This is a genomic window from Erythrobacteraceae bacterium WH01K (genome assembly GCA_027941995.1).
Lineage (GTDB): Bacteria > Pseudomonadota > Alphaproteobacteria > Sphingomonadales > Sphingomonadaceae > CAJXSN01.
Map to the genome: position 1 here is coordinate 2,045,231 of CP115966.1, position 12,655 is coordinate 2,057,885.

Annotated in this window: 12 protein-coding genes; 7 read left to right on the forward strand and 5 right to left on the reverse strand. The window is 60.6% G+C overall.

What is annotated here, in order from left to right:
* Positions 1–50 precede the first annotated feature (50 nt).
* Positions 51–1,058, forward strand: coding sequence for an acyl-CoA thioester hydrolase/BAAT C-terminal domain-containing protein (locus PF049_10045; GenBank protein ID WBY15938.1), 1,008 nt, complete (start codon positions 51–53; stop codon positions 1,056–1,058).
* Here PF049_10045 and recN read toward each other — a convergent pair.
* The 5 genes from recN to proB form a co-directional block, all read right to left on the reverse strand.
* Positions 1,055–2,719 carry a DNA repair protein RecN gene (gene recN / locus PF049_10050; GenBank protein WBY15939.1) on the reverse strand — a complete coding sequence of 555 codons (1,665 nt, stop codon included), beginning with the start codon at positions 2,717–2,719 and terminating at the stop codon, positions 1,055–1,057. The genes PF049_10045 and recN overlap by 4 nt on opposite strands.
* A gap of 67 nt (positions 2,720–2,786) precedes the next feature.
* The gene (gene nhaA, locus PF049_10055; GenBank protein WBY15940.1) at positions 2,787–4,028 is read right to left on the reverse strand and encodes a Na+/H+ antiporter NhaA; all 1,242 of its coding nucleotides are present in this window, start codon (positions 4,026–4,028) and stop codon (positions 2,787–2,789) included.
* Positions 4,021–4,317 carry a hypothetical protein gene (locus tag PF049_10060; GenBank protein ID WBY15941.1) on the reverse strand — a complete coding sequence of 99 codons (297 nt, stop codon included), beginning with the start codon at positions 4,315–4,317 and terminating at the stop codon, positions 4,021–4,023. Before PF049_10060 ends, nhaA begins: the two co-directional genes overlap by 8 nt.
* Before the next feature lie 88 nt (positions 4,318–4,405).
* Positions 4,406–5,221, reverse strand: coding sequence for an outer membrane protein assembly factor BamD (locus PF049_10065; GenBank protein ID WBY15942.1), 816 nt, complete (start codon positions 5,219–5,221; stop codon positions 4,406–4,408).
* Positions 5,222–5,299: 78 nt separating this feature from the next.
* Complete coding sequence (proB, locus tag PF049_10070) at positions 5,300–6,463, reverse strand: glutamate 5-kinase (GenBank protein ID WBY15943.1); 1,164 nt, start codon at positions 6,461–6,463, stop codon at positions 5,300–5,302.
* A gap of 235 nt (positions 6,464–6,698) precedes the next feature.
* Here proB and PF049_10075 point away from each other — a divergent pair, with 235 nt between their 5' ends.
* The 6 genes from PF049_10075 to PF049_10100 all read left to right on the forward strand — a co-directional run bounded on the left by PF049_10075 (position 6,699) and on the right by PF049_10100 (position 12,647).
* Positions 6,699–7,463, forward strand: a complete 765-nt coding sequence (locus PF049_10075; protein WBY17899.1) for a pyrroline-5-carboxylate reductase — start codon at positions 6,699–6,701, stop codon at positions 7,461–7,463.
* 71 nt (positions 7,464–7,534) lie between these two features.
* On the forward strand, positions 7,535–8,800 hold the full coding sequence (locus tag PF049_10080) for a glutamate-5-semialdehyde dehydrogenase (protein ID WBY15944.1): 1,266 nt from the start codon (positions 7,535–7,537) through the stop codon (positions 8,798–8,800).
* 85 nt (positions 8,801–8,885) lie between these two features.
* Positions 8,886–9,620: a hypothetical protein gene (locus tag PF049_10085; protein ID WBY15945.1), complete on the forward strand. Its 735-nt coding sequence runs from the start codon at positions 8,886–8,888 to the stop codon at positions 9,618–9,620.
* Positions 9,621–9,776: 156 nt separating this feature from the next.
* On the forward strand, positions 9,777–10,667 hold the full coding sequence (locus PF049_10090; protein WBY15946.1) for a sce7726 family protein: 891 nt from the start codon (positions 9,777–9,779) through the stop codon (positions 10,665–10,667).
* A 13-nt stretch (positions 10,668–10,680) separates the two neighbouring features.
* Positions 10,681–11,619, forward strand: a complete 939-nt coding sequence (locus tag PF049_10095) for a sce7725 family protein (GenBank protein ID WBY15947.1) — start codon at positions 10,681–10,683, stop codon at positions 11,617–11,619.
* A gap of 116 nt (positions 11,620–11,735) precedes the next feature.
* On the forward strand, positions 11,736–12,647 hold the full coding sequence (locus PF049_10100) for an RES family NAD+ phosphorylase (GenBank protein WBY15948.1): 912 nt from the start codon (positions 11,736–11,738) through the stop codon (positions 12,645–12,647).
* The last annotated feature ends 8 nt before the right edge of the window (positions 12,648–12,655 follow it).

The window sequence follows — 12,655 nt, forward strand, 5'->3', positions numbered from 1 at the left end:
GATCTTGCGAAACAGATGACACATCGGAGCAGGCAAACACAGGGGGCCTTATGCGAACTCGGGGTAAGGTCGGGATCGGGTGCCTGATCATCGTCGTTGCCATTCTCGGCATCGGTGCGTGGAATTTCTTCAATCGCGAGCCTAGGCCGATCGTGGTCGCAGCGCCCGGCACCGGCGGGGAGCGCGTTGCGATAGGCGATGCGCCGGCCAATTTCTTCGCCGGAAGCGGCGACGGCCCCCGCGATGCCATCCTGCTCCTTGGCGGATCGGAAGGCGGACTGAAGGAATCGCGCAACGTCTTCGCCAGGCAATTGGCGGCAGAGGGCTACGATGTCCTGTATGTCGGGTATACCGGCACGTCGGAGGCGAACCGCGCCTTCAACATGGTGCCGCTGCAGATATTTGACGCCGCGCTGGACTGGCTTGGCGAACGGGAGGATGCCTCGGGCCGCCGGGTGGCGGTGATCGGTCACTCCAAGGGCGCCGAGGGAGCCCTGCTTCTGGCAAGCCGGGATCCCCGGATCGGCGCGGTGGTCGCCGCCATGCCGAGCGATGTGGTCTGGCAGGGGTTCTCCTTCGACCAGATCAACCTGTCGGACCTCTCATCTTCGTGGAGCCTCGATGGCGAGCCCGTCGCCTACGCCCCCTACGAGATGCATGCCTGGTATGAATGGTTCACCGGTGCGACGATGCTGGGAATGTTCGAGAACAGCCGTGCTGCCGTGCCGGAAGGTTCGGATTCGCTTATCGCGGTCGGAGCCATCCAGGCCCCGGTCCTGCTGATCTGCGGGGAGAAGGACGATTTGTGGCCCGGCTGCGACATGGGCCGCAACATCGAACAGCGCGCCGGGGGCGCAGGCACTCCGCAGGTCACGCTGCTGTCCTACCCTGATGCCGGTCACTGGGGCTTCGGAGCGAGCGAGGGGCTGGAAGACGGCGACAATGCCATGCTGGGGGTCATGGGCGGAACGGCAGAGGCCGATCTTGCGGCCCGGCGCGACCAATGGCCGAAAATACTGGAATTCCTGCGCCGTGCCTTAGCGCCGGAGGGGGACTAGACCCCTTCCAGAAGGCGGTCGGCCTGTGCCCTCGCCTCGTCCGTAACCTCGGCGCCCGATAGCATCCGCGCGATTTCTTCCTGCCGCTGCGCCTCGTCGAGGCGGGCGACGCTGGTCTTCGTGACCGTGCCGGTGGACGATTTCGCGATCATGTAATGCGTACGCCCACGGGCCGCGACTTGCGGGCTGTGTGTCACGGCGAGCAATTGCCCGTCCTGCGCCAGACGTGCCAGCCGTTCGCCAATGGCGCTGGCCACCGCGCCGCCGACACCGCGGTCGATCTCGTCGAAGATGACCGTTGCCGCCCCGCCCTGCTCTGCCAGCGCAACCTTCAGAGCGAGAATGAAGCGGGACAGTTCGCCGCCGCTGGCGATCTTGCCCAGCGGGGCGAAATCCGCACCGGGATTGGTGGCGATGAGGAATTCGACAGCATCCATCCCGTTCGCGCCCCACTTGTCTTCCGGCAGGACCTCGATCGCGGTGTGGAAACGCGCGGCGTCCAGTTTCAGCGGGGAGAGTTCGGCGGCAACGGCCTTGTCCAGCCGCGCTGCCGCCTTCAGCCGGGCGGCGTGAAGTTTCTCGGCAGCGCCGCGATAGGCCATGCCGGCTTCCCTGGCGGCCAGTTCCAGCGCATCCAGTTCCGCCTCCCCGCCCTCGATCGCATCTAGCGCGGCGCGAAAGGCGCGCATCTTTTCCGGCAATTCGTCGACTTCGCAGCGATGCTTGCGGGCGAGAGCGCGCAGTTCGAACAATCGCGTCTCCGCCATGTCGAGCGCCTGCGGGTCGTGGACCAGGGCCTCTGCCGCCGCGTTCAGCTTGTCCTCGGCCTCGCCCGCTTCGATCACTGCGCGGTCGAGTGCAGCCAGTGCCTCGGCCAGCAGCGGGTGCTCCGGCCCCAACCGGTCGAGCCTGCGGGCGGCCGATCGCATCGCGGCCAGCGGGGAATCGGACCCGTCCCAGACATGGCGCAATTCCTCCAGGTCGCCGGCCAGCTTCTCGCCCTTCTGCATCAGGGCGCGCTGTTCCGCCAGGCGCGCTTCCTCGCCCGCCTGCGGCTCCAGCGCGGTCAGTTCGGCGAGATGGGCAACCAGCAGGTCTTCCTCCGCCTTGGCATCGTCGATGGCGGTGCGCGCTGCGGACAGCGCCTCGCTCGCCCGCCGCCAGCTTTCCCAGGCGCGCCCGACTTTGGCCGTATCGGCGCCGGCATACCGGTCGAGCAGGATACGGTGGCCGCGCGGATTGACGAGGCCGCGATCGTCGTGCTGGCCGTGCAGCTCCACCAGCGCCGCGCCGAGCGAGCGCAGCAGCGCCACGCCGACCGGCTGGTCGTTGACGAAGGCCTTGGAACCGCCATCGGCCTTCACCTGGCGGCGAATGATCAGCGGCTCGCCCGGTTCGACCTCGATGTCGGCATCGTCCAGCGCATCCGTGATGAGCGGCGGCCAGTTGGCGAATTCAAACGTCGCGGTGACGCTGGCCTTCGCCTCGCCGCCGCGCACCAGGCCGCTGTCGGCCCTGTTGCCGAGAACAAGGCCCAGCGCATCGAGCAGGATCGACTTGCCCGCGCCTGTCTCGCCCGTCAGCACGCCCAGCCCGCGCCCGAAATCCAGGTCGAGCGCCTCGATAAGCACGATGTTGCGGATGGACAGTCTGGTCAGCATCGCGGCGGTCTATACCGCAGCAAATCGGGCGCGTCACCGAAAGGCGCGCGCCCGATTGTGCATTTCTTCACGAACGCAGTTTTTCCGGCTCGCCCGCTTCGCCCGCCGCAATGCCGGACACGGGTTCCGCGCTGTCCAGGGCCGATTTCAGCACCAAATACCCGGCGACCGCCGCGATTGTGGAGCCAAGCAGCACGCCGAGCTTCACCGCGTCGACCTGTGCTGCGCTGTCGAAGGCGAGATTGCCGATGAACAGGCTCATGGTGAAACCGATGGCGGCGAACAGCGATACGCCGTGCACCTGACGCCAGTTCACGCCTTCGGGCAGGCTGGCGAACCCGGCCTTCACCGCAAGCCAGCCGAAGCCCAGAATGCCCAGCTGTTTGCCCACGAGAAGCCCCAGCGCAATTCCCAGGGGAAGCGGCGCGAGGATGTCCGCCGGGTCCACCCCGACAAGGCCGACCCCTGCATTGGCGAAACCGAAAATGGGAATGACAAGGAAGGCGACCCACGGATGGAGCGCGTGTTCCATGCGTTCCAGCGGACGCTCTCCATTGGCCGCAGCCATCGGCACAGCAGATGCGGCAGCGACCCCTGCGAGCGTGGCATGGACACCCGATTTCAGGACGAACACCCACATCAGGATTGCCAGCAGGACGTAGGGGATCGACGAGACGACTCGCATCCGGCCGACCACAAGCATCAGGACGAAGACACCAGCGCCGAGGCCCAGCATGACCGTGTCGATGGTGCCCGAATAGAACAGCGCGATGATGGTGATTGCGCCGATATCGTCGATGATCGCGATGGCGAGCAGCAGAGCTTTCAGCGCGACAGGCACGCGCGGCCCCAGCAGGGCAAGGATGCCGAGCGCGAAGGCAATGTCCGTCGCTGCCGGGATGGCCCAGCCCGCCTGGTTGGCAGGCGAACCGTTGTTGATCGCAAGGAAGACGATGGCAGGCAGCACCATGCCGCCGATCGCGGCGGAAAGCGGGAGGGATGCCTTGTTCCAGCTCGACAACTGGCCGCCGAGTATCTCGCGTTTCACTTCCAGTCCGACGAGGAAGAAGAACACCGCCATCAGGCCGTCATTGATCCAGAGCAGCAGCGTCTTGTCGATGACGAAGCTGCCGACGCCCGCAATGACCGGCGTATCGAGAAAGCTCGTATAACCGCTCGCCAGCGGACTGTTGGCGACCACCAGCGCAAGAAGGGCTGCGGCGATCAGTGTGATGCCGCCGGCGCTTTCCTTCTGCAGGAAATCGCGCAGCATCGGGGCGATGGCCTTGACCGCGCGGGCCTTAACCATCGTCCGCCTCCCGGCGAGACGCACGCGCCTGCCGAACCATCGGCGTATCCTGCAGCGGGAAGAGGTTCGACCCGCCGGAGAATGCCCGCCCGGCGGGCTGCGCCGAAGGGGACGAAGGAAGCGGCGCCGCCATCTGGCGACCCGCGGCGGCGGGGGAATTGGATACAGGTTGGCGCATCACGGCAGGCTCCTCGATCGAGACAGAACGATCGGACCGCCGTGCGCGCCGGGTGCTGTGGGGGAGGGATTTTACCCGGCAGCGCATCGGCAATCCGATGCGGTCCGACATCACAGATGCCTTTCAGCACCTGCCAGAGGGGCCCGGCCCGCAGGAATGTAATGCTGTAACCTGCCGGGGGTTCCCGGCCCGGATACCGTTAACCGACAGTCGTGTCCGCCGCGTGACGCTGTACCAGGTCGTAGGCCTTGTCGTACCACTCGCTGCCCGGATAATTCGCACCCAAGACGGCCGCGTATTTCTTCGCTTCGGTCGGCACGCCCAGCGCCAGGCTGCTCTCGGTCAAGCGATAGAGAGCTTCTGCCGCGTGGCTGGTGGTCTGGTAGTTTTCAACCACGTTCTGGAACCGGATCTGCGAGGCCAGCCACTTGCCGGTCTTCTGGTAGAACCGGCCGACTTCCATTTCCTTGCCCGCAAGGTGATCGTTGACGAGGTCGATCTTCAGCCGCGCATCGGCGGCATATTGCGTATCAGGATAGCGGCGCTGCACTTCGTTCAGCGCGGCAAGCGCCTGTTCCGTCGTCTTCTGGTCGCGGTGGATATCGTTGATCTGCTCGTAATAGCTGAGCGCGATCAGGTAGAATGCGTAAGGCGCATCCTTGTTACCCGGATGGATCGTCAGGAAGCGCTGGGCGCTCTGGATCGCCTTGGTATAGTCCTGCCCGACATAATAGCTGAATGCGCTCATCAGCTGGGCACGGCGGGCCCACGGGCTGTAGGGATGCTGGCGCTCCACCTCGTCGAACAACGGGGCCGCAATCCGGGCATTGCCCTGGTCCAGCCGCAGCTTTGCATTCGCATAGAGCGTTTCCACGTCGCGCGCGATGTAAGCGGTGTCGCCGACTTCGGTGCCACCGCCGCCGCCGAGCGACGCACAGGCAGACAGGGAAACGGCCAGCGTACCGGCGACGAGCGCGGTCTTGCCGCGGCGAAGGATGCGGGAGCGGGAAATCATGGGGCCAGCCTATAACCAGCGTCTGCGTGAACGCCAAGTGAAGTTACATCGACCCGCCCGCGCTGCCGGGGATATTGCTTACCCGGGCGCGACCACGCCGCCATCCTCGGTTTCCGGCGCGTCCCACAAGAGATGCCGCCCTTCGAGCGAGACGAGGTTCTTCGCGCGGATGACCTCGCCTTTCGTCTTGTATCCCAACAATTCGCTGGCATCGAGATGCGGGTTGACCACCATCACCCGCAGCTCTTCCGAAGTGAAGTCGGACAGGCCGCGTGCCTGCTCGACGCCCTTGGGATCGTAGATATGCAGAACGTCGCCGCGGGTGAAATCGCCATCGATCGACAGGACGTCCGACCGGCGGATGGCACGGTCCCCGGCGGCAATCTCGGCGGCGACCTCTTCGCTGACGCCGAGGCTGCCTGCCATCTGCAACCGGTTGGCAATCCAGCTTTCCCAGCCGGAAATCGGATCGGAATTCGCGATGAAACGGGTGCACCTGCGTTCCCCGTCGAGCACGCTCGACAGCGGGCAATCCGCCTCGCCATGCGCGATATAGGTCGTGCAGCCCGCCTCTTGCGCCATGTTGGCAGCCATCAGCTTGGTGGTCATCCCGCCCGTGCCGAGCGAGCTGACGCCCCTGGTCGCCTCCATATAGGGTGACACTTCCGTCACTTCCTCGATCAGCTTCGCGCCTTCCTCGTCCGGGTGGCGGTCGTAGAGGCCGTCGACTTCGGTCAGGATGATGAAATCCTTCGCATCGGTCATCTGCGCGACCTTGGCCGCCAGGCGATCATTGTCGCCCACACGGATTTCCTCCGTCGTGATCGTGTCGTTCTCGTTCACGATGGGCATGATGCCTGCTTCCAGCAGGCGATTGACCGTGTTGCGGGTGTTGAGGAAGCGCCGGTGATCCTCGAAATCGCCGAGCGTCAGCAGGATCTGCGCGATCTCGAACCCGTATTCGTGTCCCACCTGCTTGTAGACATTGAGCAGCACCGGCATCCCGCAGGCAGCAGCCGCCTGCTTGTCACTGACGCCGGCGCTCTCCGGCGTTTCCCCTACCTTCTTCAAACCGAGAGCCACGGCGCCGGAGCTGCACAGAATGACGTTCGTGCCCCGTTCGCGCAGCCTGGCAATGTCTTCCAGCAGGCGCTGGAGAAAGCCGAAGCGCGGTGTGAGGGAATCGCTGTTCGCGATGAGGGTGGAGCCGATCTTGACGACGACGTTACGTTGGGCAGCCAATGTAAAATCCTGTATGTTGCACTGCGGCATCATGGGCGCGCAGCCTTGAAAAATCTCGCCCAGCCATGTAGGTGAAACGAGGCATACTACAAGGATAGATTAAATCGATTTCCCCTGACACATCGCTTCGTCGCGGGGAATTGATCCATCCAAATTCAGTTCACGAAAAGTCTCCTTCGCAGGAGATGAATTCAAGACATTCGAGGTATAACTTATTACTAAAAACGTATTACTTATCGGTTGCGGTAAGATGGGCAGCGCTTTGCTTGAACACTGGAAGCAAGGCGACGAACAATTCACAATCGTCGATCCGGGCCTGACGCAGCCCCCGGACGGGGTTCGTCTTTTCCAGGAAAGATCCGCCCTTTCGGATGAGCGTTTCGACGTCGTCATCGTCGCAACAAAACCACAGATTATCGGCGACGTGCTACCCGATTATGTCGCCCACCTGGCGGACGGCGGTTACGTCCTTTCCATTGCGGCCGGTGCTTCCATCGATCGCATATCCGGCCTGCTGGACGGCGCACCCGTCATTCGCGTGATGCCTAACCTTCCCGCCGCCATCGGCCAGGGGGTGAGCGGCATTTGCGCGAGCCCCGATACCGCCACCGATCACCTGCGCCACGCGCAGTCCATGATGGACCGGACGGGCACTGCCATCGTCGTGGACGGGGAAGACCAGCTCGACCGCGTGACCGCAGTCGCCGGATCCGGTCCCGGATACATCTTCGAGATGGCCCGCGCCTATGTCGAAGCGGCCAAGGGCATGGGCTTCACTGATGAGCAGGCCCGCGACCTGGTCCTCGGCACAATGGCGGGCACGGTCGCCATGGCGCAGGACCAGTCGGACAGCGCGCTGGAAGACCTTCGCAATTCCGTCACCAGCAAGGGTGGGACCACCGCAGCCGGACTGGATGCGCTCAACGGCGACGGCACCATGTCGCGCCAGTTCGAAGCCTGTCTTGCCGCGGCCTATGAACGCGCGGTGGAACTGCGCTGAACGGCGCACCGATCACGACACTTTTCACCGGAGCAGCGGAACGCGCGCCCGGACCAGATATTGAGGTAGATATGAACGACCAGACCCTAGACCCGCAAATCCACATCCACGAACTCGGCACGAAGGCCCGCGACGCGGCCCGCGCCCTGCTGTCTGCCAGCACCGAGGCGAAGAACGCCGCCCTGCACGCAGCTGCAAAGGCGCTGCGCGACGAGTCCTCCGCAATCATCGAAGCCAACGACAAGGACGTTGCGAGCGTCGAGGGGAAGAAACCCGAAAGCTTCATCGACCGCCTCCGCCTGAATGAAGAACGGATCGAGTGCATGGCCTCCGCGCTGGAGGAAATCGCCGAACTGCCCGATCCGGTGGGCCGCAAGCTGGCTACGTTCGAGCGGCCCAATGGCCTCGTCATCGACCGGGTGGCCGTGCCCATCGGCGTGATCGGCATGATCTACGAAAGCCGCCCGAATGTTGGCGCCGATGCCAGCGCGCTTTGCCTGAAGAGCGGCAATGCCGTGATCCTGCGCGGGGGTAGCGAGAGCCGCCACTCTACCCGCGTCATCGTCGACTGCATGCAGCAGGGACTGGAAGCGGCGGGCCTTCCCCGTGACGCCGTCCAGACGGTGCAGACCACCGACCGCGCTGCCGTGGCCGAACTGTTGAAGGCGGACAAGTTCGTGGACCTCGTGATCCCGCGCGGCGGGCGCGGCCTCGTCGAACTGGTGCGCGACCAGGCGAGCGTTCCCACCCTCCTCCACCTCGATGGCAATTGCCACAGCTACGTCCACGAAAGCGCCGACCTCGACAAGGCCGCGACCATCATCCGCAACGCAAAGCTGCGCCGCACCGGCGTATGCGGCGCCACCGAAAGCATCGTCGTCGACAGGGCCGTGGCCCAAGACTTCGTTCCCCGCCTTGCCGAGATCATGGGCGAGGATTGCGAACTGCGCGGCGACGAGGCAGCGGTCGGCATCGACAGCCGGATCAAGCCTGCGACCGAGGCCGACTGGAACACCGAATATCTCGATCCCATCGCTTCCGTGAAGATCGTCGACGGCCTGGATGAAGCCATCGACTGGGTCGACCGCCACAGCTCGCACCACACCGATGCCATCATGGCGGAAGATGACGCCGCGGCGCAGGCTTTCATGACCGCGATCGACAGCGCCATCGTGATGCGCAACGCCTCCACCCAGTTCGCCGATGGCGGCGAGTTCGGCATGGGCGCGGAGATCGGCATCGCCACCGGCAAGATGCACGCCCGCGGTCCCGTGGGTCTGGAGCAGCTCTGCAGCTTCAAATACCTCGTCCACGGCGACGGACAGACGCGTCCGTAAGCGACAGGTCAGCGCGCGAAGGGTTGTCCGGCGGGCAACCCTATTCGCTGTCCTACAGGGGGCGTGATGTGCTTCATCAGCGCGCATGAGCGACGCACCCGAACCCTCCGCCATCCTCCCCGATCGCCTTCCCGAGCGTATCGCCAGCTTTACCCCCGTGCCCCGCAAGGTGGACCGCAGCAACGGTTGGAAGCCCGAGGTGCAGCGCGCTTTCATCGAGGCGCTGGCCGACACCGGCTCCGTCGCGTCCGCCTGCAAGCAGGTGCGCCGCAGCACGGTCGGCGCATATTACCTGCGCCGCCAGCCCGGGGCGGAGGAGTTCGCCGCCGCATGGACTGCCGCCGTAGACCTGGGGATGCAGCGGGTGGAAGACGTAGCCATGGACCGCGCGCTGAACGGGGTGGAGGTGCCGGTCTATTCCTATGGCGAGCTGGTCGGCAGCCGCACGGTCTATAACGATCGCCTGCTGATGTTCATGCTGAGGAACCGCGCACCGGACCGCTTCACGGAAGGCCGGGCGAAAGGCCTGAACGCCGTCGGCAAGATGGAAATGGAGCGGCTGAAGAAGCAGTGGCGCGCCGAATGCAGGAAGGAATGGGAGGACGAACGCCGCGTCACGCTGGAAAGCGAGGACGCCGTGCTGGATGCGATCGATGCGAAGCTCGACGCGGCGCGCGAAAAGCACCTGAGCCTGATGAGCCCCCGCGCCCGCACCCTGCTGGAAGCGCACGAAGCCCAGATGGATGAGGACGAGGCGAACGGCTACTGCGCCTATCACGACCCGGAGCATGAATTGTTCGTGGGGAAGCGGGGTGAGTAGGTTTTGGGACCCGCCGTATGGAGGTGAAGTGAAAAGTGGCCTGGGCCGTGGCCCACACCACGGTGGACACCGCACGCGGGACCATTTGACGGAAGAATCTGAACATTCTAGTTAGAGGTTTCGGCAAGACATTTCTTTAAATCGTTTTAATGCAATATGTTAGAAAAAAAGAAACAGGCCAAAAACACTCGGTACGTTGCCGCTAGCCGCCTATTTTCGACGGGTGTATTGAGGAATATCGCAAAAAAAGGGGACTTTAGCGAATTTCGGTCTCTGTGCGTAGATGCAGGTATTGACCTTGCGGCATCAGAGGAAAAAACAGCCGCTCATGCCTTTGAATCCGCATTCGAACTGTTGCGCACAAGCGGTCTTAGAAGTGAGTACGTCTACAAAGCGGCCCTGACTCACAATGTTCTTCTGGGCACCCATTCATTAGCCACCGCTAGTATGGTAAATGAGTTCCGCGCGGGGAGATCAAAGGCTGACGTTGTCATCTTCAACGGAACTTCGACCGCTTATGAGATAAAATCTGACCGCGACAATCTTGGAAGGCTAGCCGGTCAAATCGCAGATTATAGGAGAGTCTTCGCCAGAAACTTCGTCATCTGCTCCGCCAGTCACCTCAATGAAGTGCAATCAGTGTTGCCTGATGATGTTGGAATTTTACTCCTCACTCGCTGGAATAGAATTTCCACCTTCCGGACGGCAACTCCCGACATTTCCTCGCTCTGCTTGAATACTATTTTCTCTTCGCTTACAAACTTGGAGATCAAGAATATTATTGCTAAGTGTGGTGAGCGAGTACCAGATGTCCCTAATACGCGCCTCCGACGCACGATGTCTAAAACTTTTGAGCACCTCAATCCGGCAAATGCACACAACGCAATGGTAGCTACTTTGAGGAAGACACGTTCGAAAGAATCCCTTAGAGAAGCCTTGCAAAACTTTCCGAAATCAGTGATGCCTGCGGTGATGAATTTAAGGCTAACCATGCCTGAGCGCGAAAACCTAAGTAACGCGATGAAAGTGAAACTCGCTTCTTTGTAAAAAGGATACGTATTTGTACTATCCATATTTCCGTGGCAAACAATTCGACTTGATAGCCATCCGCGACACAGCCGAAGTTATGGCAAGTAGCGATTTCGTTCCGATTATTGAGCCTGTTCGTGACAATTTGCGCGGCTTACACCGCGCCCTTGAGGCAGTTTGCGAGGCAGGGGGCGAGGCAATTGTAGTCGTTAATCCCTATCACGGTGACTTATCCGAGGATGGAGAGCCGATTTCTTCCCTTCTTGCTCAGGAATTTCAGGAATTTGACTCAATCACCGCTGGAATTTTCCTTAGCAAAGACACCCTCACTGAGCACGCTATGGAATTATATAATGCTCATCAAGGCCACGACCCTATCTTCATTCATGCGGGGTTTCGATTTGCTGGACAGTTAGCTCAGGCGCTGGGCGATGATCTAGAAACGAGCAAGCATGTTTTTTTCGAACGTCATTCTGAAGTCCTCTACAGGAACCACTTTGCCAGCGCAGGACACAAGGTTCTTTTGCGAGATGGCTTTGATCGCCAAAAAAATGCTGACTATCCGGAAGTTGAAAAATTCTCCGAACTGCACCTGACCTTTCAGAGTATGGGGATGCAGGGATTTGGTGATTTTCTGATTGTGGGTGACGAATTCGTCGAAGGAGGTGGGCCAGCCTACGCAGTTGCAATCCATGTTACTTTCATCGACGCTGATGATGAAAACATCATGTACGTCCATCACTTTTTATCAGAAGATAGAAGCACTCCGACCGACCCTGCCGGAAAGTTTGGCCAAGCACTCTCGAATTTGATCGACCATTTGGATTCTGATCAATCACAAATCTTTGAGTCGAGCGCAATTGAGCAGTTCCGAGATCTGCATGCCGAGGAACATTTCCCTGGCTTAGGACAAGTCAAAAAATTGTCGATGATCCATCATATAGAAACTTTAGCTGACTTCCTTTCCTAAATCAGATGATTTGCTGTATAAATTGCTTCGCTGATCGTCATATTCGTTACGAATTAGGACCCTCCAATTCTTCAGAAATTGGCAGGTGCCGGACATGTAGTTCTGAGCAATCTACGTTGTTCGAAATTTCCAGTATAACAGAACAACTTGAACTGCTTTATTCATCTTACAAAATCGCGAAAGACGGGAAGTCGTTTATTGAGTGGATGGCATCAGACTGGCGAGTATTTGACGAAACCAAAGTCTCGCGTGAGGATCAGCTTGGTCTCATATCTGACGCTCTCGGCCCTACTTTTCCCATTGATGTCCCTATGCAGCCGATTTCACCAGAACTTCAGCAGCCGCTCGCGAAATGGGATGAATTAAAGACAGAATTGAAAGAAAAGAACCGCTATTTCTTTGATCAATCTTTAATCGATATGGATCGGCTTTCTGACCTTCTTGATTTCTTATTAACAAGTGATCTTCCTGGTCGTTGGTATCGCGGGCGTATCACCGAAAACATCGACGGTTTCGAGCTTTCTGATATGGGAGCGCCGCCGGGCCGTCTCGCAAGCCACGGGCGCGCAAATCCACCAGGCATACCATATCTTTATCTCGCCTCTGCAGCGGAGACATCTGCAAGCGAAGTGCGACCGCATACAGGCGAGAAAATATGTATAGCGACGTTTGAAATTGATGGTCCAATTACCGCAGTCGATCTGCGCGATCCCAGAGGGTACGTATCACCATTCATCTTGGACGATACCTTCAGTATCGCGCAACTTCGTAACGACATTCCCTTCATCGAAAGGCTTGGTGAAGAATTGACCAGGCCGATTGTACCAAAAGGGGCCGCGATAGAATATGTTCCAACCCAGTTTTTGTGCGAGTTCATCAAGAAACGAGGGTACGACGGCGTTGTTTACCGAAGCGCTATCAGCGAAGGCTTCAATTTCGCGTTATTTGACCCCTCCCGCGCACGCGCCCTTAGTACGCAGGTTTTTAATATCGAGAGCGTCCGGGTCCAGATCGGAAACGTAGGGTGATTCGCCCC